The following is a 19,806-nucleotide window of genomic DNA, read 5'->3' on the forward strand; positions in this document are numbered from 1 at the left end:
CATGGCACAGATGAAGATCGAAGACATCCGCGCGATGAGCCCCGACCAGCAGGATGACGCCATCCTGAATCTGAAGAAGGAGCGCTTCAACCTGCGCTTCCAGCGCGCCACCGGGCAGCTCGAGAACACCTCGCGCCTGCGCGAGGCTCGCCGTGACATCGCCCGGATCAAGACCGTCGCCGCGCAGACGCGCGCGAAGAAGAAGTAAGAGGCTTACGAAGATGCCGAAACGTACTTTGCAGGGCGTGGTCGTCAGCGACAAGCAAGCCAAGACCATCGTGGTGCGCGTCGATCGCCGCTTCACGCACCCGATCTACAAGAAGACGATCCGCCGTTCGAAGAACTACCACGCGCACGACGAGAGCAACGAGTTCAAGCCGGGCGACATGGTGTGGATCGAGGAATCGAAGCCGATTTCGAAGTTGAAGCGCTGGGTCGTGATCCGGGGCGAACACAAGAAAAGCGCCTGATCTGTTGGCTTTAGCCGACTGACTTCAGGGAAATGTTGAGCGCCGGCTGGGCTGGCGCAAAGAGAAAGAGGACGAGGTGCATCAATGATTCAGATGCAGACCAACCTCGACGTGGCCGACAATTCTGGCGCACGCCGTGTCATGTGTATCAAGGTGCTCGGGGGCTCCAAGCGCCGCTACGCCACGATCGGCGACATCATCGTCGTCTCGATCAAGGAAGCGATTCCGCGTGGCAAGGTGAAGAAGGGCGACGTCATGAAGGCCGTCGTGGTGCGCGTCCGCAAGGACATCCGCCGCGCCGACGGCTCGGTCATCCGCTTCGACCGCAACGCCGCCGTCCTGATCAACAACCAGTCCGAGCCGGTCGGCACCCGTATCTTCGGGCCCGTGCCGCGCGAGCTGCGCGCCAAGAACCACATGAAGATCATCTCGCTCGCGCCGGAGGTGCTGTGATGGCTGCGAAGATCCGCAAGGGCGACAAGGTCATCGTGCTGACCGGTCGCGACAAGGGCCGCACCGGAGAGGTGTTCGAAGTGCGTCCCGACGCCGGCACGGCGCTCGTGCGCGGCATCAACATGGTCAAGCGTCACCAGAAGCAGACGCAGGCCCAGGAGGGCGGCATCATCTCGAAGGAGTCGCCGATCCAACTGTCCAACATCGCGTATGTCGGCAAGGACGGAAAGCCGACCCGCGTCGGATTCAAGATTCTGGCGGACGGCAAGAAGGTCCGCATCGCCAAGAGCTCGGGAGCTGAGATCGATGGCTGAGGCCGCTTACACGCCGCGCCTGCGCGCGGAATACGATGCGAAGATCCGCACGGCCATGACCGAGAAGTTCGGTTATGAGAACGTCATGCAGGTTCCGCGCCTGGACAAGGTCGTACTGAACATGGGCGTTGGCGATTCCGTCAACGACCGCAAGAAGGCCGAGACCGCCGCTGCCGAGCTGACCCAGATCGCCGGCCAGAAGGCGATCGTGACCTATTCGCGTATCGCGATCGCGACCTTCAAGCTGCGTGAGAACCAGCCGATCGGCTGCAAGGTCACGCTGCGCAAGGCCCACATGTACGAGTTCATCGATCGCCTGGTGACGGTCGCGCTGCCGCGCGTCCGCGACTTCCGCGGCCTGAACCCGAAGAGCTTTGACGGCCGCGGCAACTACTCGCTCGGCATCAAGGAGCACATCATTTTCCCTGAGATCGACTTCGACAAGGTCACGGAAGCCCGCGGTATGGACATCACCGTCTGCACCACGGCCAAGACCGACGAAGAGGCGAGGGCCTTGTTGACCGCTTTCAATTTCCCGTTCCGGCAGTGAGACGCTGACCTAAAGCCTCTCAAACGCGGATACCCAGGAGCCAAGCATGGCAAAGAAGAGTTCAGTCGAGAAGAACAACCGGCGCAAGCGGATGGTGAAGAACGCCGCCCCGAAGCGCGAGCGGTTGAAGGCGATCATCGCCGACAAGACGCTGCCGATGGAGGAGCGGTTCGCCGCGACCCTGAAGCTTGCGGAAATGCCGCGCAATTCGTCGGCGACCCGCATCCGTCTGCGTTGCGAGCTGTCGGGCCGCCCGCGCTCGAACTACCGCAAGAACAAGCTGTCGCGTATCGCGCTGCGCGACCTTGGCTCCAAGGGCATGGTCCCGGGCCTCGTGAAGTCGAGCTGGTAAGGAGGGTCGTTTAGATGTCTACGCACGATCCAATCAGCGATCTGATCACCCGCATCCGCAACGCGCAGATGCGCTCCAAGACCAAGGTGTCCACGCCTGGCTCGAAGATGCGCGAGAACGTGCTGGAGGTCCTCAAGTCCGAGGGTTACATCCGCGGTTACGCCACGCTCGAGCACTCCTCGGGCCGCAGCGAGATCGAGATCGAGCTGAAGTATTTCGACGGCGAGCCCGTCATCCGCGAGATCGAACGTGTCTCCAAGCCCGGGCGTCGCGTTTACGCCTCGGTGAAGAACCTGCCGCGGGTCAACAACGGGCTCGGCATTTCGGTGTTGTCGACGCCGAAGGGGATCATGGCCGACCACAGCGCGCGCGACGCGAATGTGGGCGGTGAAGTCCTCTTCACGGTGTTCTGAGAAGGATTTTTGATCCATGTCACGTGTTGGCAAAAGGCCTGTGGCGGTTCCGTCGGGTGTTACCGCGACCGTCGATGGGCAGACCGTCAAGATGAAGGGGCCGAAGGGCCAGCTTCAGTTCGTCGTCCATGACGACGTCGAGGTGAAGCTCGAGAGCGGCCAGATCAAGGTCAAGCCGCGGCTTGAGACCAACCGCGCGCGGGCCCTTTACGGTACCGCTCGCGCCCAGGTCGCGAATCTGGTCGAAGGCGTCACCAAGGGCTTCGAGAAGAAGCTCGAAATCACCGGCGTCGGTTACCGCGCCGCGATGCAGGGCAAGAACCTGCAGCTCGCGCTCGGCTACAGCCACGACGTGGTCTACGCGATCCCGGAAGGGATCACGATCACCGTGCCGAAGCCGACCGAGATCACGGTGACCGGCAGCGACATCCAGCGCGTCGGCCAGGTCGCCGCCGAGATTCGCTCCTATCGTCCGCCGGAGCCCTACAAGGGCAAGGGCGTGAAGTATGTTGGCGAATTCATCTTCCGCAAGGAAGGCAAGAAGAAGTAACGGAGCCGGTCATGTCGAAAGCCAAGGTTACGAATGCCCGGCGCAAGCGGAGTGTGCGGCTGAAGCTGCGCCGCTCCGGTGGTGGCCGTCCGCGCCTGTCGGTGTTCCGCTCGTCCAAGCACATCTACGCCCAGGTCATCGACGACCTGAAGGGCGAGACGCTGGCCTCTGCCTCGTCGCTCGAGAAGTCGATGCGCGACGGCGGCAAGACCGGCGCCGACATCGATGCGGCGAAGGCGGTCGGCAAGCTGCTGGCCGAGCGCGCGGCCGAGAAGGGTGTCAAGGAAGTCGTGTTCGATCGCGGCAGCTATCTCTATCACGGGCGCGTCAAGGCTCTTGCCGATGCGGCACGTGAGAGCGGGCTGAGCTTCTAACAGAATTTGAGGATTGAGGCGCAAGCCTCTGAAGGATTGGAAAAACCATGGCAGCTGAACGCGAACAACGTGGTGGACGCGATCAACGCGGCGGCGGACGTGAACGCAGGGAGCGCGAGGAGCGCGACAGCGAGTTCGTCGACAAGCTCGTCCACATCAACCGCGTGGCCAAGGTCGTCAAGGGCGGCAAGCGCTTCGGGTTCGCAGCGCTCGTCGTGATCGGCGACCAGAAGGGCCGCGCTGGCTTCGGTCACGGCAAGGCGCGCGAAGTGCCTGAGGCGATCCGCAAGGCAACCGAGTCCGCCAAGCGCAACCTGACCCGCGTCTCGCTGCGCGAGGGCCGCACGCTCCATCACGACATCGCCGGCCGTCACGGCGCGGGCCGTGTCTACCTGCGTGCAGCCCCGGCCGGTACCGGCATCATCGCCGGTGGTCCGATGCGCGCCGTGTTCGAGACGCTCGGCGTCCAGGACGTGGTCGCGAAGTCGATCGGCTCGTCGAACCCGTACAACATGGTTCGCGCGACCTTCGACGCGCTGAAGCATCAGGATTCGCCGCGTTCGGTCGCAGCCCGCCGCAACATCAAGGTGTCCACCCTCCAGTCCCGCCGTATCGGCGGTGACGCCGAGGCGGCTGCCGACTAACGGAAGCTTTTCGGAGTAGACTCCCATGGCCAAGGCCGCAAAGACGATCAAGCTCGAGCAGACCGGCAGCGCGATCCGCCGCCATCACTCGCAGCGTTCGACGCTGATCGGGCTCAAGCTCAACAAGATCGGCCGCACCAGCGAACTGCCGGACACCCCGGCGGTTCGTGGCATGATCGAGAAGGTTCACCATCTCGTTCGCATCGTCGACGAGAAGTAAGCAAAGGCGCAGGATCCCGAAAAACGGGCACCCGTTTTCGGCGAAGATCATGCGCAAGAAACAAGGAGCAGGGCGATGAAGCTCAGCGATATCGCCGACAACGCCGGCTCGCGCAAAAAGCGTATGCGCGTCGGCCGCGGCATCGGTTCGGGTAAGGGCAAGCAGTCCGGCCGCGGCGGCAAGGGCCAGACCGCACGTTCGGGCGTGCGCATCAAGGGTTTCGAAGGCGGCCAGATGCCGATGCATCGCCGTCTGCCCAAGCGCGGCTTCAACAACATCTTCCGCGTCGAGTTCGCCGAGATCAATCTCGACCGGCTCCAGGAAGCGGTCGATGCCAAGAAGATCGACGCCGGCAGCGTCGTGAACGTCGAGGCCCTGGTGAAGGGCGGCGTGCTGCGCCGCGCCAAGGCCGGCCTGCGGCTGCTCGGCCGCGGCGAGCTCAAGTCCAAGCTCAACATCGAAGTGCATGGCGCCACCAAGACCGCGATTGCCGCGGTCGAGAAGGCCGGCGGTTCGGTGAAGATCCTTGCCCCTGCCAAGGAAGAAGGCGAGGCGGCGTAACAACTGCGTCATTGGCCCGCGGCTCGCGGGCCTTTACGCATGCGGGACGTGGACTTATCGAAGCCGAGCCCCAGATAATGTCCGGCGTCCGCTAAAGTAGCCCGGCCGCGGGCATAACGGCGCAAAAGGCGGCGGGAGAAAGTCCAAGATGGCCTCTGCAGCGGAACAACTGGCAGCCAATCTCAATTTCGGTGCGTTTGCCAAGGCTGACGAACTGAAGAAGCGCATCTGGTTCACCCTGGGTGCGCTGCTCGTTTATCGGCTCGGGACCTACATCCCGCTTCCGGGCATCGATCCCAACATCTGGGAGCAGGTGTTCCGCTCCCAGGCGGGCGGCATCCTCGGCATGTTCAACATGTTCGCCGGCGGCGGCATCCACCGCATGGCGATCTTCGCGCTGAACATCATGCCGTACATCTCGGCATCGATCATCATCCAGCTCCTCACCACCGTCTCGCCGCAGCTCGAGGCGCTGAAGAAGGAAGGCGAGTCCGGCCGCAAGCTGCTGAACCAGTACACCCGCTATCTCACCGTGATCCTGGCCGCGTTCCAGTCCTACGGCATTGCAGTCGGCCTCGAAGGCGCCGGCAACGTCGTCAGCGACCCCGGCATGTTCTTCCGCCTGTCCACGGCGATCACGCTGACCGGCGGCACCATGTTCCTGATGTGGCTGGGTGAGCAGATCACCTCGCGCGGCATCGGCAACGGCATCTCGCTGATCATTCTCGCCGGCATCGTCGCCGAGCTGCCCGCGGCGCTCGCCAACATGCTCGAGCTCGGCCGTCAGGGCGCCATGTCGACCGGCCTCATCCTGGTCGTCATCATCATGGCGGTCGCCGTGATCGCCTTCATCGTGTTCATGGAGCGCGCCCAGCGCCGGCTGCTGATCCAGTATCCGAAGCGCCAGGTCGGCAACAAGATGTTCGAGGGCCAGTCCTCGCATCTGCCGCTCAAGCTCAACACCTCGGGCGTGATCCCGCCGATCTTCGCGTCCTCGCTGCTGCTGCTGCCGACCACGGTTGCCAACTTCAACGCCGGCAGCGGGCCGGAATGGTTCCAGTGGATCACGACCCAGCTCGGTCACGGCCGTCCGCTGTTCCTGATCCTGTATCTCGCGCTGATCGTGTTCTTCGCGTTCTTCTACACCGCGATCGTGTTCAACCCCACCGAGACCGCGGACAATCTGAAGAAGCATGGCGGCTTCATTCCGGGTATCCGTCCGGGCGAGCGCACCGCGGAATATATCGACTACGTGCTGTCTCGCATCACCGTGCTCGGCGCGATTTATCTGGCGATCGTCTGCTTGATCCCGGAAATCCTGATCTCCTACGCCTCGGTGCCGTTCTATTTCGGCGGCACCTCGCTGCTGATCGTCGTCAGCGTCACCATGGACACGGTGGCACAGGTGCAGGGCTATCTGCTGGCGCATCAGTATGAAGGCCTGATCCGGAAGTCGAAGCTGCGCGGCCGCCGCCGCTAAGCGCGGCGTTCTCCAAAGGCAGCGCGGCAGCGCCGCCGATTCGCCGCGCGGGCAACGCGCGGCGCCCGCCGAGGCGACCGGTCGGGCATTCCCATCACATCGGCAGGGCTCTCCCTGCGACGCAATCACTGATTTCAAAGGCCTTCTTGGCGTCCTGGCATTTGCCCCCCTATGATATGGGTAGCGGTGCGACGCCGATTATGATTTGCACTGTTCTTGGAGTTCAAACACAGGTGCGCGACGTATCGCTCACCAATCGGGGGGCGTACGCCGATGAGAATTATACTTCTGGGACCGCCGGGGTCGGGCAAGGGGACCCAGGCGCAGCTGCTGGTGCAGCGCTATGGCATCGTCCAGCTCTCGACCGGCGAGATGCTGCGCGCGGCCGTTGCGGCCGGAACACCGGTTGGGCTGAAGGCCAAGGAGATCATGGCCAGCGGCGGCCTCGTGCCCGACGAAGTCGTGGTGGGGATCATCTCCGATCGCATCGACCAGCCGGACGCCAAGAACGGTTTCATCCTCGACGGCTTCCCGCGCACCGTGCCGCAGGCCGAGGCGCTCGATGATCTGCTCAAGCACAAACATCTCAAGCTCGACGCCGTGGTCGAGCTCCGTGTCAACGAGAGCGCGCTGCTGAGTCGCGTCGAGACTCGCGTCGCCCAGATGCGGGAGCGCGGGGAGGAGGTTCGGGTCGACGACACCCCGGAGGTCCTGACCAAGCGGTTAGCCAGCTATCGCAGCCAGACGGAGCCGCTGATTCACTACTATTCCGAGCGGCGGAAGCTCTCGACCATCGATGGCATGATGGCCATCGACGAGGTCACCCGCGCCATTCATCGCCAGCTCCTGGCGCTCGGGGCGGTCGAGCCCAAGACGCATGGCAAGGCGCATGGCAAGACCCATGCGCGGAGCGCGGCCAAGGCGGCGCCGGCCAAGAAGGGTGCCAAGAAGTCCAGGGCAGCCAAAAAGCCGACGAAAACGGCCAAAAAGGCTGCCAAATCCGCTAAAAAGGCCGCCAAGAAGGCCGTGAAGGGTGCCAAGAAGGCAACCAAGAAAACGGCCAAGAAAACGGCCAAAAAGACCACCAGGAAGGCCGTCAAAAAGGGTGCCAAAAAGGCCGCAAAAAAGGTCACAAAAAAGCGAGCCAAACGCTAGCGGCGGTTGACGAAAGCCCCCTGAATCCCCTAATAAGCCCCGCATCCAAGTCGGATAGTTTCAGACGATGCCGGGCCCCAGGAAGACCGGGGGTGGGCGTCGTGTTCGCGTTTGTGAACACCTGCCCGAGAACACAAGCACTTAAGCCCGGTCCTGACGAGGATCGGCGACAGGAGAGAAGGCCGTGGCCCGTATTGCCGGCGTGAACATTCCCACCAACAAGCGCGTGCTGATCGCGCTCCAGTACATCCATGGCATCGGTCAGAAGATCGCCGGTGAGATCCTGGAAAAGGTCAAGATCCCCGAGGACCGTCGCGTCAATCAGCTCAGCGACGCCGAAGTGCTCCAGATCCGCGAAGTGATCGACCGCGACTATCTCGTCGAGGGCGACCTGCGTCGTGAGGTCGGCATCAACATCAAGCGTCTGATGGACCTCGGCTGCTATCGCGGCCTGCGTCATCGTCGCGGTCTGCCGGTGCGCGGCCAGCGCACTCACACCAATGCGCGCACGCGCAAGGGCCCGGCCAAGGCCATCGCCGGCAAGAAGAAGTAAGTTTTCGAATTCAGTCGCGGCGTGCGGCGAACAGGGGACATCCCGTTCGCCGCACGCCTTTCGTTCCATCAGGTGTAGCCGCTGGCATTACGGCGGCGTTTGAGATCTTCAGGAAAGGTAGTCTATGGGCAAGGAAGCCACCCGCGTTCGTCGTCGTGAGCGCAAGAACATCGCCTCCGGCGTCGCGCATGTGAACTCGTCGTTCAACAACACGACCATCACCATCACCGACGCGCAGGGCAACACGATTGCCTGGTCTTCCGCCGGTACGATGGGCTTCAAGGGCTCGCGCAAGTCGACCCCGTACGCCGCGCAGGTTGCCGCCGAAGACGTGTCAAAGAAGGCGCAGGAGCACGGCATGCGCACGCTGGAAGTCGAAGTTGCCGGTCCCGGTTCGGGCCGCGAGTCGGCGCTCCGCGCGCTTCAGGCCGCGGGCTTCACCGTCACCTCGATCCGCGACGTGACCACGATCCCGCACAACGGTTGCCGTCCCCGCAAGCGTCGGCGCGTTTGATACCGAGTTGCGGGCGCATCGGCGCCCGCAATGACTTTTTGCGAAGCCGCGGGAATGATCTGCGGCCTTTCTCCAACGCCAGTATTTGAACTGTCAAATTGACTGGCCTGTATGGGTGAAACAGTGACGATCCAGAAAAATTGGCAAGAACTGATTCGACCGAACAAGCTCCAGGTCACGCCCGGCAGCGACTCGAACCGTTTCGCGACCATCGTCGCCGAACCGCTCGAGCGCGGCTTCGGCCAGACGCTCGGCAACGCGCTGCGCCGCATCCTGCTCTCCTCGCTCCAGGGCGCGGCGGTGCAGTCGGTGCACATCGACGGCGTGCTGCACGAGTTCTCCTCGATCGCGGGCGTCCGTGAGGACGTCACCGACATCGTGCTCAACATCAAGGACATCTCGATCAAGATGCAGGGCGAAGGCCCCAAGCGCATGGTCGTGAAGAAGCAGGGCCCGGGCGTCGTCACCGCCGGCGACATCCAGACCGTGGGTGACGTCGTCGTGCTCAACCCCGACCTCCAGATCTGCACGCTCGACGAGGGCGCCGAGATCCGCATGGAGTTCACGGTCGCCACCGGCAAGGGCTACGTGCCCGCCGAGCGCAACCGTCCCGAGGACGCGCCGATCGGCCTGATCCCGGTCGACAGCCTGTACTCGCCGGTCCGCAAGGTCTCCTACAAGGTCGAGAACACCCGCGAGGGCCAGATCCTCGATTACGACAAGCTGACCATGACGATCGAGACCAACGGCGCGATCTCGCCGGATGACTCGGTGGCTTACGCCGCGCGCATCCTGCAGGATCAGCTCAACGTGTTCGTCAACTTCGAAGAGCCGCGCAAGGAAGTCGCCCAGGAGATCATCCCGGACCTCGCCTTCAACCCGGCCTTCCTCAAGAAGGTGGACGAGCTCGAGCTGTCGGTGCGTTCGGCCAACTGCTTGAAGAACGACAACATCGTCTACATCGGCGACCTCGTGCAGAAGAGCGAAGCGGAAATGCTCCGCACCCCGAACTTCGGCCGCAAGTCGCTGAACGAGATCAAGGAAGTGCTGGCCCAGATGGGTCTGCATCTCGGCATGGAAGTGCCGGGCTGGCCGCCGGAGAACATCGACGAGCTCGCCAAGCGCTTCGAGGATCATTACTGATCGACTTCACTGTCGTGGCCGGAGATATCCGGCCACGATTTTTAATGGGCGAACGCAGGCAGCCCACCTGAGCAACATGTCCGACGAACCGTCGCGGCAGTTTCAAACTAAGGAATAGTTACATGCGTCACGGCAAGGTTCATCGGAAGCTCAACCGCACGGCCGAGCATCGCCGCGCGATGTTCGCCAATATGTGCGCCGCGCTGATCAAGCACGAGCAGATCGTCACCACGCTGCCCAAGGCCAAGGAACTCCGTCCGATCGTCGAGAAGCTCGTCACTCTCGGCAAGAAGGGTGGCCTTGCCATGCGTCGCCAGGCCATCTCCGAGATGCGCGACAAGGACCAGGTCAAGAAGCTGTTCGACGTGCTGGCGCCCCGTTACAAGGACCGCCAGGGCGGCTACACCCGCATCATCAAGGCCGGCTTCCGCTACGGCGACAACGCCGCGATGGCCGTAATCGAGTTCGTCGACCGCGACGTCGATGCCAAGGGCCAGGATTCAGGTCCGGTGCAGGAGAAGGAAGCCGAGGCGGCGTAAGCCGACCGGTCCATCAGTTTTCAGAAAGCGGCGCCCCTGGGGCGCCGCTTTTTTGTATGGCGCGGGGGTATCTCATGCCGCGCATCGTTTCGTGAACGCGATTCCGGCCGGGGGGCTTTCGATGAGGACAGTGTTTGGGATTGCGCTGGCGCTGTTGATCTCGCCGGCCTCCGGCGAGACGCTGGTCGAGCGCGGTGCCTACCTCGTCAACAGCGTGATGGTCTGCCACAATTGCCATACGCCGCGCGGGCCGCAGGGGCTCGATCTCTCGCGCGCGCTCTCGGGCGGCAGTCAGGTCTTCGATGAGCCCGCCTTCAAGGTCACCGGCTCCAACATCACACCGGACAAGGACACAGGCATCGGCAACTGGAGCGATGCCGAGCTGAAGCGGTTTCTGGTCAGCGGCGTCAGGCCGAACGGCACCAAGGCGGCGCCGATCATGCCGACCGAATTCTATACGGTGCTCACGGCCCGCGATCTCGATGCACTCGCGGCTTACCTGCGTTCAGTGCCGCCGGTGCGCCACGAGACGCCGGCGCCGGAATACAGGATCGCGCTGAAGCCGGAGGTGCCGACCTATGCCGGCAGGCAGGCAGCCGAGGCTGAGCTCTCCGACAAGCTCGCGCGCGGCCGTTATCTGCTGACCATCGCGCATTGCCTGGAATGCCACACGCCGGAGGGCCCGTCCGCCGTGCATGATTTCGCGGCCGCGAGCGGCAAGGGCGGCCGGACATTCAAGGGGCCGTGGGGCGAAGCCGTCTCCCCCAACATCACCGCGGATCCCGCAGCGGGCCTCGGCCAGTGGAGCGACGACGAAATCAAACGTGCGATTGCGCAAGGCATCGCGCGCGACGGCCACAAGCTCAAGCCGCCGATGGCCTATGCTGCCTATGCCAGCATGACGGCCCAGGATCTCGATGCGATCGTCGCGTTTGTCCGGACACTGCCGGCGCGGCAATAGTGTCGCAGGGTGGTGATTGAAGGGGCCTGCGCTGCGCTACGGTTTCGGAGTTTTGCGTCACGCCTCGGTGAGAGGTGATTGAAGCCGCGTTTGCAGCGCACGATATTTCCGCCAACCTCAATGGAGACGACGCATGAACATCGACCTTTCCGGAAAGACCGCACTCGTGACCGGCTCGACCGCCGGCATCGGCCACGCCATTGCCAAGGGCCTTGCCGGCTCGGGCGCGAGCGTCGTGATCAACGGTCGCGGCCAGGACAAGGTCGATGCCGCCGTGCGCAAGCTGGAAGGGGCGGGCGCCAAGGTGCGCGGCATCGCCGCCGACGTCTCGACAGCAGCGGGCTGCAAGGCGCTTGTGGCGGCGCTGCCGGAAGTCGACATTCTCATCAACAATGCCGGAATCTTCGAGCCGAAGGACTTCTTCGAGATCCCGGACGAGGACTGGAGCCGCTTCTTCGAGGTCAATGTGATGAGCGGCGTGCGGCTGTCGCGCGCCTATCTGAAGGGCATGCTCAAGCGCAACTGGGGCCGCATTGTCTTCATCTCATCGGAGTCCGGCCTCAACATTCCCGTCGAGATGATCCACTACGGCATGAGCAAGACGGCCCAGCTCTCGGTTGCGCGGGGCCTCGCGCAGCTCACCCGCGGCACCGGCGTCACCGTGAATTCCGTGCTGCCGGGTCCGACCATGTCGGAAGGCGTCGAGACCTTCGTGAAGGATCTCGCCAGGCAAAACGGTCAGTCGGTCGATGAGGCCGCGGCCAACTTCGTCAAGCAGCATCGCCCGAGCTCGCTGATCCAACGCTTCGCCAGCGTCGACGAGATCGCCAACATGGTGGTCTATGTCGCGTCGAAGGAAGCGTCCGCGACCAATGGTGCGGCCCTGCGCGCGGAAGGCGGCATCGTCAACACGATCGCCTAGGCGAGGTATCGCAGGGTGGGCAAAGCGAAGCGTGCCCACCACCTTGATTTGCGTGTATTGAGAAGATGGTGGGCACGGCGCAAACGCGCCTTCGCCCACCCTACGAAGCTTGGATTCGTCGAGGCAGCTTAGCGCCGGCTTGAATCGACGGGGTTTGGACAGGGCAATGAGTCGTTTCTGGAGCAGCTTGACGCATGATCTGAAGCCCTACGTGCCGGGCGAACAGCCCCGCATCGCGGAACTGGTCAAGCTGAACACCAATGAAAACCCGCTTGGTCCGTCTCCGCGCGCGCTGGAGGCGATCCGGGGCGAGGCGGTCGATACGCTGCGCCTTTATCCGGACCCGCAGGCCACCGCGCTGCGGGTCGCCCTGGCAACCTATCACCGGGTGCAGCCCGAACAGGTGTTCGTCGGCAACGGCTCGGACGAAGTGCTGGCTCATGCCTTTGCGGCTCTGCTGAAGCACGATGCACCGCTGCTCTTTCCCGATATCACCTACAGTTTCTACCCGGTCTATTGCCGCCTGTTCGGCATCGCCTACGAGACCGTGCCGCTCGATCAGTCGATGCAGATCCGCATTGCCGATTATCGGCGGCCGGCCGGTGCGCTTATCGTGCCAAATCCGAACGCGCCGACGGGGATCGCGCTGTCTCGCCGCGAGATCGTTGCGCTCCTGGAGGAGCACCCGGACGTGCCGGTGGTCATCGACGAGGCCTATGTCGATTTCGGCGCAGAAACTGCGATCCCGCTGGTTGCCTCCCATCGCAATCTTCTGGTCGTCCAGACCATGTCCAAGTCCCGCGCTCTGGCCGGGTTGCGGATCGGATACGCGATCGGCGACGCCGATCTGATCGATGCGCTCACCCGTGTGAAGGACAGCTTCAATTCCTATCCGCTCGGTCGGCCGGCCCAGGCCGGCGCCATCGCCTCGCTGGAGGACGAAGCCTATTTCCAGCAGAGCCGCGTTCGCGTGATCGAGGGCAGGGAGCGGCTGACCCGTGGACTGAAGAGCGCTGGTTTCGAGGTGTTGCCGTCCCGGGCCAACTTCGTCTTCGCGCGCCATCCTGCGCATGAGGGGGCCGCGCTTGCGGCGGCGCTGCGCCAGCAGGCGGTGATCGTCCGGCACTTTACGGCGCCGCGCATCTCGGACTATTTGCGGATCACCGTCGGCACGGACGAGCAGACCGACCGGCTGTTGTCGGCCCTGTCGCGGATATTGAGTTGACCGCGAAATCATAGGGTGGGCAAAGTGAAAGCGTGCCCACCACTTTGATTGAGTGTTGCGAAGTCGGTGGGCGCGGCGCAAGTGCGCCTTTGCCTACGCTACGCACCGAGCGTGAACTACCACCCCTCCAGCACGATCTTCCCGCGCGATTTGCCGCTCTCGAGCAGCGCATGCGCGCGCTTGAGGTTGGCTGCGTTGATGGTGCCAAAGGTCTGGTCGAGCGTGGTGCGCAAGACACCCTTGTCGATGAGGTCGGCGACGTCGTTGAGCAGGTGATGCTGCGCGATCATGTCCGGTGTCTGGAACGAGGAGCGGGTGAACATCGATTCCCAGTGCACCGAGATCGCTTTGCCCTTGAAGGTGCTCATGGTGAATTCCGGGGGATCGTCGATCAGCCCGAACCGGCCCTGTGGGGCCATGAGCTCGGCGATCGCCTTGTAGTGCTGGTCGGTGAAGGTAAGGCTCGCCACCAGCGCGACCGGCGGCAGCCTCAACCTCTCGATCTGCTCCTTCATCGGCTTGCCGTGGTCGATCACCGCATGCGCGCCGAGATCGAGGCACCACTTTTGTGACTCCGGCCGCGTCGCAGTGGCGAGCACCGTGAGGCCGGTGAGGCGGCGCGCGAGCTGGATCAGGATGGAGCCGACGCCGCCGGCGCCGCCCGTGATCAGGAGCGTGCGCGGATCGACGCTCTTGCCCGGCACCGCGCCGAGCCGGTCGAACAGCAATTCCCAGGCGGTGATGGAGGTGAGGGGGAGGGCTGCGGCCTGCGCGAACGACAGGCTCTTCGGCTTGTTGCCGACGATGCGCTCGTCGACCAGATGGAATTCGGCATTGGTGCCCTGGCGCAGGATCGAGCCTGCGTAAAACACCTCGTCGCCCGGCTTGAACGGCGTGACGTCGGGCCCGACGGCATCGACCACGCCGGCCGCGTCATAGCCGAGGATCTTGGTCTCGCCCTCAGGCGGAGCGGCGCGCTTGCGCACCTTGTAATCGACCGGATTGGCCGAGATCGCCTTCACGGCGACGCGGATGTCGCGCCCCTTGGGCTCCGGTTTTGCGGTCTCGAAATCGATCAGCGCGTCCTGATCCTCGATCGGAAGCGATTTCTTGTAGCCGACGGCCTTCATGGCTTGTCTCCATCAGATGGCGCGCAGCTTGTGATGTGCGCCCGGCCTGCTAACTGTCCCGCTGGCCCCGATTTGGCAAGTACTGTAAATTCGGGGATATAGTCCCTGTTTGGATACTATTGGGAAAGCACGCATGAAACGGCGAGATTTTACCAGGCGTCCCGGCTGCTCGGTCGAGGCGACGCTGGACCTGATCGACGGCAAGTGGAAGGGCGTGATCCTCTACCACCTGCAGGACGGCACCCAGCGCTTCGGCGAACTGCGCCGCCGGATGCCCGGCATCACCCAGCGCATGCTGACAAAGCAGCTTCGTGCGCTGGAGGAAGACGAGCTCGTCATCCGCAAGGTCTACGCCGAGGTGCCGCCGCGCGTGGAATATTGCCTCTCCGAGCTTGGCGAGAGCCTGCGGCCGGTGATCGACATTTTGAAGGCCTGGGGCGAGAGCCACCAGCAGCGGCTGTCCTGCGCCCCGCCGCCGGTGGTCGTGAAGAAGAAGCGCGCGGCGTAGATATCCGGGAGCGGCATGCCGCTCCCGGACGGGACAGTTTTAGAAAGCGACCTGCGTGCGCATTGCCACTGCATTGAACGACGAGCCCGTGTTCACCGCGGAGGTAGCGCTGGCCTGCTTGGAGATGTCGCCGTGCAGATAGTCGAGCATGAAGCGGACGTTGTTGTTGACGTACCAGTTCAGCGCGGCGGTGTAGATGGTCTGCCGTCCACCCGCGATGCCGGCCGCGGTCGCAAGCTGATCGTTCAGGTTCATCGTGCTCACGCGTCCCGCGATTTCCCAGGCGCCCCAACCGCCGCCGGTGAGTGAGAACGGATTCGCCGGCTTGACGCCGCCGTAGGAGGCGTTCGCCGGATTGTAGGCGCGACTCTCGCCGGTCAGCACGTAGCCGACCTGCGCGTAGCCGCCGTCGAATTTCAGGCTCTGCGCGCCGAACGGCGGCAGACCGGTATTCGCGCTGCGGTCGACATTGAACCAGTAGTATTCGCCTTGCGCGATGAACGAGCCATAGGTCGCGGCCGCCTCGACGCCGTAGACCTGTGCGCCTGATACGTTGGCGATCGCGCCCGTCGAGATCAATGTCGTCGGATCGATCCGCAGCTCGGGCCGGTCGCTCAGCGTGAGCGTTTGCGCCTGCGTCAGCAGATTTCGCGGCGGCTGGATCAGCCATTCCGCATCGGCGCCGATATGGACGGAATAGCCGTTGCCACTGATCGGGTTGCCGGCGACACGGACGACCGCGCCATATTGCTCGCTGGTGCCTGGCGGAGAGACGCTGGAAGCAGAGTGGATCTGGCCTGTGGTCGGTCCGGTGACATAGGCGCCGATCCAGAGCTGGTCAGTCCACCAGCGGGTGCCGATCGCCGAGCGGAAGTCGCCGGCTGCGATGTTCTGCGCGATGAGGCCAGACGAGGCGCGTTCCATGAACATGATGTCGTTGGAGCTAGTGGCTTCGTCGAGAGTCCAGGGCACATCCATGATGCCGGCCTCGATCGCCAACTTGCCGCCGAACGGTTTGAGACCGGTGTAGCTCAGATACGCATTTTCGATGCCCGATGTCCCGCCGCCCGGCAGGAAGCCCACCGCGGTGCCACCCGCGGCGCCGGTGCCGCCAAAACCGTCGGACGTGCCGCCGAAGTCGTAGATCAGGGAGTAATTCCAGTCGCCGAAGAACTTACCGACGACGCCGATACGCGCGCGGCGAACGTTTTCGCCGCTGTCGAGCTGTTGCGGCGTCGTCGCTGCCGTGTTCGGACGATAATTATACCCGCCGACATCCCAGTGCACGCGGCTCGTGATAGCGACACAGTTCTGCTCGTCCGCAGTGCAGATGGTCGGACGGTTGTTCGGCATCGTGACGACGACGCCGGACGGAGCCACCGGTCCCTTGAGCGGGATCGCCGCGTTGGCATTGGCGACGACGGCTTTCGCCTCCGAACGCGCCTCGGCCTTCGCTTCAGCCTTTGCTTCGGCTTTGGCCTTCGCAGTGGCCGCCGTGTTCGCGGCGGTCTGGCTCTGGAGCTTGTCGAGCTTCTGCTCCAGCATCTTCAACTGCTGCTTCAGCAGCGCGATCTCCTGCTCGCTGCTGCTTGCCGTTTGGGCCTGGGCCTGCGAGGCCGCCAGCGCGCCGGCGAGACCAATCGCCGTGGCTGCAATTCTTGTCCTGCTCACGTCTGACTCCATCGTTTGACGAACTTCCCCAAGTCGTAACGGGAGAGCTTAAGAGCGATCGATGACTGCCCCGCGACGCTGCGCCCGGTTGCACGGTTCCCACTGATGCCAATTCGCCGCAACCGAATCCGCCACCGGGTAGAATGCTGGATGACGCGCATCATGCCAATCCATTGCACCCTGCCATTTGCCATTTCGTACGTCCGGCTTGCATTTGGGACACACCGGGAAGGGGCCGAATATTGCCGCCCGGCGCCCTTCTATTGGCGGGCGATCGCGCCTATATTCCGGCGTCTTTTCCGAGAGGTAGGAATGTTTCGATCGACCCGGACCGCCGTCATCACGGCATTGTGCATAGCGTTTTCAGCCCACTTCAATCCGGCCGCCGCGCAGGACCGCCGTGTCCCGTCTTCGCCCGCCGAACTGCGGCTGTCCTATGCGCCGATCGTGCAGCGTGTGCAGCCGGCCGTCGTCAACGTCTACGCCGCCAAGATGGTGCAGAACCGCAACCCACTGCTTGACGACCCGATGTTCCGCCGCTTCTTCGGCGTGCCGGGCCAGCAGCCCGAGCAGATGCAGCGCTCGCTCGGCTCCGGTGTCATCGTCGATGCTTCCGGCCTCGTCGTCACCAACGTCCATGTCATCGAGGGTGCGGACCAGGTGAAAGTGTCGCTGTCGGACAAGCGGGAGTTCGAGGCCGAGATCCTGCTGAAGGATCCGCGCACCGATCTCGCGGTGCTGCGCCTGAAGGACACCAAGGAGAAGTTCCCGACGCTCGACTTCACCAATTCCGACGAGTTGCTGGTCGGTGACGTCGTGATGGCGATCGGCAACCCCTTCGGCGTCGGCCAGACCGTGACGCACGGCATCATCTCGGCGCTCGCGCGCACGCAGGTTGGCATCACCGACTACCAGTTTTTCATCCAGACCGATGCGGCGATCAATCCCGGCAATTCCGGCGGCGCGCTGGTCGACATGAGCGGCAAGCTCGCCGGCATCAACACTGCGATCTATTCGCGCTCCGGCGGCTCGCAGGGCATCGGCTTTGCGATCCCCGCCAACATGGTGCGCGTCGTCGTCACCTCCGCCAAGAGCGGCGGCAAGGCGGTGAAGCGTCCCTGGCTTGGCGCCAAATTGCAGGCGGTGACGCCCGAGATCGCCGAGAGCCTCGGCTTGCGCTCGCCGACCGGTGCGCTGGTCGCAAGCGTGATCTCGAGCGGCCCCGCGGCCAAGGCCGGCCTGAAATCCTCCGATCTCATCACCGGGATCGACGGCCAGACCGTGGATGATCCCAACGCTTTCGACTACCGGTTCGCGACGCGTCCGCTCGGCGGCACGGCGCAGATCGACGTGCAGCGCGGCGGCAAGCCGCTCAAGGTCACGATCGCGCTCGAGACCGCGCCCGACTCCGGCCGCAACGAGCTCGTCATTACCGCGCGCTCGCCGTTCCAGGGCGCGAAGATCTCGACCATCACGCCGGCGGTCGCCGACGAGCTGCATCTGGACGCCGACACTGAAGGCGTCGTCGTGACCGATCTCGGCGGCGACAGCGCGGCCGCGAGTGTCGGCTTCCAGAAGGGCGACATCATTCTGGCCGTCAACAACCAGAAGATCAGCAAGACCGGCGACCTCGAAAAGGCCGCAGGCGAGCGCCCACGGATCTGGCGCATCACGTTGGTGCGCGGCGGCCAGCAGATCAACGTCACGCTGGGCGGATGAGTCCGAAGCGACCACAGGAGACGCCAACTCTCTTTGCCGCGGCGGGGCTCGATCACGAGGCTCCGCATCCGCTGCCGGACCGGCTGCGCCCGCGCGCGCTGTCGGAGGTCGTAGGCCAGGACCACATCCTCGGTCCCGACGGCGCGCTGACGCGCATGCTGGAGACGCGCACGCTGGGATCACTGGTGTTCTGGGGCCCGCCCGGCACCGGCAAGACCACGGTGGCGCGGCTGCTGGCCGATGCGACGGATCTGCATTTCGAGCAGATCTCCGCGGTGTTCTCCGGCGTCGCAGATCTCAAGAAAGCGTTCGACGCCGCGCGCGCCCGCCGCGAGATGGGCAAGGGCACGCTGCTGTTCGTCGACGAGGTGCATCGCTTCAATCGCGCGCAGCAGGATTCGTTTCTGCCCGTCATGGAGGATGGCACCGTCGTGATGGTTGGTGCCACCACCGAGAACCCGTCCTTCGAGCTCAACGCGGCGCTTCTGTCCCGCGCGCGCGTGCTGGTGTTTCGCTCGCTCGATGCGGCCGCGATCGAAAAGCTGTTCGCGCATGCCGAGGAGGTCGAAGGCCGCAAGCTGCCGCTCGATGCGGAGGCGCGGGCGGTGCTGGTGCGGATGGCCGACGGTGACGGTCGGGCCTCGCTGACGCTCGTCGAAGAGGTCTGGCGTTCGGCGCGGGCGGACGAGATTTTCAACGCCGCGCAGTTGCAGGAGATCCTGCAACGCCGCGCGCCGATCTACGACAAGTCGGCCGACGGCCACTACAACCTGATCTCGGCGCTGCATAAGTCGGTGCGGGGCTCCGATCCCGATGCCGCGCTGTATTATCTCGCGCGTATGCTCGATGCCGGCGAGGACCCGCTGTTCCTGGCCCGCCGCGTCGTACGCATGGCGGTCGAGGACATCGGCCTCGCCGATCCGCAGGCGCTGGTCATCGCCAATGCCGCCAAGGACGCCTTCGACTTCCTCGGCCATCCCGAGGGCGAGCTCGCCATCGCGCAGGCCGTCGTCTATCTCGCCACCGCACCGAAATCGAACGCGGTCTATACGGCCTTCGGAACGGCGATGCAGGTCGCCAAGCAGGCTGGCTCGCTGCTGCCGCCAAAACACATCCTCAATTCCCCGACCAAGCTGATGAAGTCGGAGGGCTACGGCGCGGCCTACGAATACGACCACGACGCTCCCGACGCCTTCTCCGGCCAGGACTACTTTCCGGAAGCCCTGGGCCGCCAGACCTTCTACGACCCGCCCGAGCGCGGTTTCGAGCGCGAGATCCGCAAGCGGCTGGATTACTGGGCCAAGTTGCGTAAGGAGCGGGGCGGCTGAAGCCAAAACCGCCATTTCGTCGTGACGAAAGGGCTCTTTTGGGCTAGGCAGGCAACC

The 19,806-nt window shown here is 64.0% G+C and carries 26 protein-coding genes; 24 read left to right on the forward strand and 2 right to left on the reverse strand.

Features of this window, described 5'->3' with window-relative positions:
• Position 1 precedes the first annotated feature (1 nt).
• The 21 genes from rpmC to hisC all read left to right on the forward strand — a co-directional run bounded on the left by rpmC (position 2) and on the right by hisC (position 13,393).
• Positions 2-208 carry a 50S ribosomal protein L29 gene (gene rpmC / locus JQ627_RS23170; protein ID WP_011088144.1) on the forward strand — a complete coding sequence of 69 codons (207 nt, stop codon included), beginning with the start codon at positions 2-4 and terminating at the stop codon, positions 206-208.
• Positions 209-221: 13 nt separating this feature from the next.
• The gene (rpsQ, locus tag JQ627_RS23175) at positions 222-470 is read left to right on the forward strand and encodes a 30S ribosomal protein S17 (protein WP_007603028.1); all 249 of its coding nucleotides are present in this window, start codon (positions 222-224) and stop codon (positions 468-470) included.
• Between the two features lie 84 nt (positions 471-554).
• Positions 555-923 carry a 50S ribosomal protein L14 gene (gene rplN, locus JQ627_RS23180; RefSeq protein WP_007603030.1) on the forward strand — a complete coding sequence of 123 codons (369 nt, stop codon included), beginning with the start codon at positions 555-557 and terminating at the stop codon, positions 921-923.
• Entirely contained in the window at positions 923-1,237 is a 315-nt protein-coding gene (rplX, locus tag JQ627_RS23185) for a 50S ribosomal protein L24 (protein ID WP_212284088.1), read from the forward strand. Before rplN ends, rplX begins: the two co-directional genes overlap by 1 nt.
• Positions 1,230-1,787, forward strand: a complete 558-nt coding sequence (rplE, locus tag JQ627_RS23190) for a 50S ribosomal protein L5 (protein WP_018322267.1) — start codon at positions 1,230-1,232, stop codon at positions 1,785-1,787. Before rplX ends, rplE begins: the two co-directional genes overlap by 8 nt.
• A gap of 46 nt (positions 1,788-1,833) precedes the next feature.
• Entirely contained in the window at positions 1,834-2,139 is a 306-nt protein-coding gene (rpsN, locus tag JQ627_RS23195; RefSeq protein WP_057745473.1) for a 30S ribosomal protein S14, read from the forward strand.
• 14 nt (positions 2,140-2,153) lie between these two features.
• Entirely contained in the window at positions 2,154-2,552 is a 399-nt protein-coding gene (rpsH, locus tag JQ627_RS23200; protein WP_018322269.1) for a 30S ribosomal protein S8, read from the forward strand.
• 16 nt (positions 2,553-2,568) lie between these two features.
• Positions 2,569-3,102, forward strand: coding sequence for a 50S ribosomal protein L6 (gene rplF / locus JQ627_RS23205; protein ID WP_028152982.1), 534 nt, complete (start codon positions 2,569-2,571; stop codon positions 3,100-3,102).
• Positions 3,103-3,113: 11 nt separating this feature from the next.
• Positions 3,114-3,476 carry a 50S ribosomal protein L18 gene (gene rplR / locus JQ627_RS23210; protein WP_007603036.1) on the forward strand — a complete coding sequence of 121 codons (363 nt, stop codon included), beginning with the start codon at positions 3,114-3,116 and terminating at the stop codon, positions 3,474-3,476.
• 47 nt (positions 3,477-3,523) lie between these two features.
• Positions 3,524-4,120 carry a 30S ribosomal protein S5 gene (gene rpsE, locus JQ627_RS23215; RefSeq protein WP_014494507.1) on the forward strand — a complete coding sequence of 199 codons (597 nt, stop codon included), beginning with the start codon at positions 3,524-3,526 and terminating at the stop codon, positions 4,118-4,120.
• 25 nt (positions 4,121-4,145) lie between these two features.
• The gene (gene rpmD / locus JQ627_RS23220) at positions 4,146-4,340 is read left to right on the forward strand and encodes a 50S ribosomal protein L30 (RefSeq protein ID WP_011088137.1); all 195 of its coding nucleotides are present in this window, start codon (positions 4,146-4,148) and stop codon (positions 4,338-4,340) included.
• A 75-nt stretch (positions 4,341-4,415) separates the two neighbouring features.
• The gene (gene rplO / locus JQ627_RS23225) at positions 4,416-4,901 is read left to right on the forward strand and encodes a 50S ribosomal protein L15 (protein ID WP_018322273.1); all 486 of its coding nucleotides are present in this window, start codon (positions 4,416-4,418) and stop codon (positions 4,899-4,901) included.
• A 148-nt stretch (positions 4,902-5,049) separates the two neighbouring features.
• Positions 5,050-6,381, forward strand: coding sequence for a preprotein translocase subunit SecY (gene secY, locus JQ627_RS23230; RefSeq protein WP_014494509.1), 1,332 nt, complete (start codon positions 5,050-5,052; stop codon positions 6,379-6,381).
• A gap of 273 nt (positions 6,382-6,654) precedes the next feature.
• Positions 6,655-7,536 (forward strand): adenylate kinase, encoded by an 882-nt coding sequence (locus tag JQ627_RS23235; RefSeq protein WP_212486431.1) that lies wholly within the window; start codon positions 6,655-6,657, stop codon positions 7,534-7,536.
• A 184-nt stretch (positions 7,537-7,720) separates the two neighbouring features.
• Positions 7,721-8,089, forward strand: a complete 369-nt coding sequence (rpsM, locus tag JQ627_RS23240) for a 30S ribosomal protein S13 (RefSeq protein WP_014494511.1) — start codon at positions 7,721-7,723, stop codon at positions 8,087-8,089.
• A gap of 124 nt (positions 8,090-8,213) precedes the next feature.
• Positions 8,214-8,603 carry a 30S ribosomal protein S11 gene (gene rpsK / locus JQ627_RS23245; RefSeq protein ID WP_007603045.1) on the forward strand — a complete coding sequence of 130 codons (390 nt, stop codon included), beginning with the start codon at positions 8,214-8,216 and terminating at the stop codon, positions 8,601-8,603.
• Positions 8,604-8,714: 111 nt separating this feature from the next.
• On the forward strand, positions 8,715-9,746 hold the full coding sequence (locus JQ627_RS23250) for a DNA-directed RNA polymerase subunit alpha (RefSeq protein WP_008136316.1): 1,032 nt from the start codon (positions 8,715-8,717) through the stop codon (positions 9,744-9,746).
• A 122-nt stretch (positions 9,747-9,868) separates the two neighbouring features.
• Positions 9,869-10,285 carry a 50S ribosomal protein L17 gene (rplQ, locus tag JQ627_RS23255; RefSeq protein ID WP_018322277.1) on the forward strand — a complete coding sequence of 139 codons (417 nt, stop codon included), beginning with the start codon at positions 9,869-9,871 and terminating at the stop codon, positions 10,283-10,285.
• Between the two features lie 121 nt (positions 10,286-10,406).
• Complete coding sequence (locus tag JQ627_RS23260; RefSeq protein ID WP_212486432.1) at positions 10,407-11,246, forward strand: c-type cytochrome; 840 nt, start codon at positions 10,407-10,409, stop codon at positions 11,244-11,246.
• A gap of 133 nt (positions 11,247-11,379) precedes the next feature.
• Positions 11,380-12,168 carry an SDR family NAD(P)-dependent oxidoreductase gene (locus tag JQ627_RS23265; protein WP_212486433.1) on the forward strand — a complete coding sequence of 263 codons (789 nt, stop codon included), beginning with the start codon at positions 11,380-11,382 and terminating at the stop codon, positions 12,166-12,168.
• 166 nt (positions 12,169-12,334) lie between these two features.
• The gene (hisC, locus tag JQ627_RS23270; RefSeq protein ID WP_212486434.1) at positions 12,335-13,393 is read left to right on the forward strand and encodes a histidinol-phosphate transaminase; all 1,059 of its coding nucleotides are present in this window, start codon (positions 12,335-12,337) and stop codon (positions 13,391-13,393) included.
• Between the two features lie 116 nt (positions 13,394-13,509).
• Here the strand turns inward: hisC and JQ627_RS23275 are convergent, their stop codons facing one another.
• Complete coding sequence (locus JQ627_RS23275) at positions 13,510-14,523, reverse strand: zinc-binding alcohol dehydrogenase family protein (protein WP_212486435.1); 1,014 nt, start codon at positions 14,521-14,523, stop codon at positions 13,510-13,512.
• Between the two features lie 133 nt (positions 14,524-14,656).
• Here JQ627_RS23275 and JQ627_RS23280 point away from each other — a divergent pair, with 133 nt between their 5' ends.
• The gene (locus JQ627_RS23280; RefSeq protein WP_212486436.1) at positions 14,657-15,031 is read left to right on the forward strand and encodes a helix-turn-helix domain-containing protein; all 375 of its coding nucleotides are present in this window, start codon (positions 14,657-14,659) and stop codon (positions 15,029-15,031) included.
• A gap of 39 nt (positions 15,032-15,070) precedes the next feature.
• On the opposite strand, the gene JQ627_RS23285 is transcribed toward JQ627_RS23280, so the two are convergent.
• Entirely contained in the window at positions 15,071-16,702 is a 1,632-nt protein-coding gene (locus JQ627_RS23285) for an OprO/OprP family phosphate-selective porin (RefSeq protein WP_212486437.1), read from the reverse strand.
• A gap of 312 nt (positions 16,703-17,014) precedes the next feature.
• Here JQ627_RS23285 and JQ627_RS23290 point away from each other — a divergent pair, with 312 nt between their 5' ends.
• Positions 17,015-18,421: a DegQ family serine endoprotease gene (locus tag JQ627_RS23290; RefSeq protein WP_212486438.1), complete on the forward strand. Its 1,407-nt coding sequence runs from the start codon at positions 17,015-17,017 to the stop codon at positions 18,419-18,421.
• Entirely contained in the window at positions 18,418-19,749 is a 1,332-nt protein-coding gene (locus tag JQ627_RS23295) for a replication-associated recombination protein A (protein WP_212486439.1), read from the forward strand. The genes JQ627_RS23290 and JQ627_RS23295 overlap by 4 nt, the downstream gene beginning before the upstream one ends.
• Positions 19,750-19,806 lie beyond the last annotated feature (57 nt).

The sequence above is a fragment of the Bradyrhizobium liaoningense genome, from assembly GCF_018130785.1.
Classification (GTDB): Bacteria; Pseudomonadota; Alphaproteobacteria; order Rhizobiales; family Xanthobacteraceae; genus Bradyrhizobium; species Bradyrhizobium liaoningense_A.

Excerpts from the sequence above, each read along its gene's own strand:
- rpmC (WP_011088144.1), top strand. The coding sequence starts at position 2 with ATGGCACAGATGAAGATCGAAGACATCCGCGCGATGAGCCCCGACCAG.
- rpsQ (WP_007603028.1), top strand. The coding sequence starts at position 222 with ATGCCGAAACGTACTTTGCAGGGCGTGGTCGTCAGCGACAAGCAAGCC.
- rplN (WP_007603030.1), top strand. The coding sequence starts at position 555 with ATGATTCAGATGCAGACCAACCTCGACGTGGCCGACAATTCTGGCGCA.
- rplX (WP_212284088.1), top strand. The coding sequence starts at position 923 with ATGGCTGCGAAGATCCGCAAGGGCGACAAGGTCATCGTGCTGACCGGT.
- rplE (WP_018322267.1), top strand. The coding sequence starts at position 1,230 with ATGGCTGAGGCCGCTTACACGCCGCGCCTGCGCGCGGAATACGATGCG.
- rpsN (WP_057745473.1), top strand. The coding sequence starts at position 1,834 with ATGGCAAAGAAGAGTTCAGTCGAGAAGAACAACCGGCGCAAGCGGATG.
- rpsH (WP_018322269.1), top strand. The coding sequence starts at position 2,154 with ATGTCTACGCACGATCCAATCAGCGATCTGATCACCCGCATCCGCAAC.
- rplF (WP_028152982.1), top strand. The coding sequence starts at position 2,569 with ATGTCACGTGTTGGCAAAAGGCCTGTGGCGGTTCCGTCGGGTGTTACC.
- rplR (WP_007603036.1), top strand. The coding sequence starts at position 3,114 with ATGTCGAAAGCCAAGGTTACGAATGCCCGGCGCAAGCGGAGTGTGCGG.
- rpsE (WP_014494507.1), top strand. The coding sequence starts at position 3,524 with ATGGCAGCTGAACGCGAACAACGTGGTGGACGCGATCAACGCGGCGGC.
- rpmD (WP_011088137.1), top strand. The coding sequence starts at position 4,146 with ATGGCCAAGGCCGCAAAGACGATCAAGCTCGAGCAGACCGGCAGCGCG.
- rplO (WP_018322273.1), top strand. The coding sequence starts at position 4,416 with ATGAAGCTCAGCGATATCGCCGACAACGCCGGCTCGCGCAAAAAGCGT.
- secY (WP_014494509.1), top strand. The coding sequence starts at position 5,050 with ATGGCCTCTGCAGCGGAACAACTGGCAGCCAATCTCAATTTCGGTGCG.
- JQ627_RS23235 (WP_212486431.1), top strand. The coding sequence starts at position 6,655 with ATGAGAATTATACTTCTGGGACCGCCGGGGTCGGGCAAGGGGACCCAG.
- rpsK (WP_007603045.1), top strand. The coding sequence starts at position 8,214 with ATGGGCAAGGAAGCCACCCGCGTTCGTCGTCGTGAGCGCAAGAACATC.
- JQ627_RS23250 (WP_008136316.1), top strand. The coding sequence starts at position 8,715 with ATGGGTGAAACAGTGACGATCCAGAAAAATTGGCAAGAACTGATTCGA.
- rplQ (WP_018322277.1), top strand. The coding sequence starts at position 9,869 with ATGCGTCACGGCAAGGTTCATCGGAAGCTCAACCGCACGGCCGAGCAT.
- JQ627_RS23260 (WP_212486432.1), top strand. The coding sequence starts at position 10,407 with ATGAGGACAGTGTTTGGGATTGCGCTGGCGCTGTTGATCTCGCCGGCC.
- JQ627_RS23265 (WP_212486433.1), top strand. The coding sequence starts at position 11,380 with ATGAACATCGACCTTTCCGGAAAGACCGCACTCGTGACCGGCTCGACC.
- hisC (WP_212486434.1), top strand. The coding sequence starts at position 12,335 with ATGAGTCGTTTCTGGAGCAGCTTGACGCATGATCTGAAGCCCTACGTG.
- JQ627_RS23275 (WP_212486435.1), bottom strand. The coding sequence starts at position 14,523 with ATGAAGGCCGTCGGCTACAAGAAATCGCTTCCGATCGAGGATCAGGAC.
- JQ627_RS23280 (WP_212486436.1), top strand. The coding sequence starts at position 14,657 with ATGAAACGGCGAGATTTTACCAGGCGTCCCGGCTGCTCGGTCGAGGCG.
- JQ627_RS23290 (WP_212486438.1), top strand. The coding sequence starts at position 17,015 with ATGTTTCGATCGACCCGGACCGCCGTCATCACGGCATTGTGCATAGCG.
- JQ627_RS23295 (WP_212486439.1), top strand. The coding sequence starts at position 18,418 with ATGAGTCCGAAGCGACCACAGGAGACGCCAACTCTCTTTGCCGCGGCG.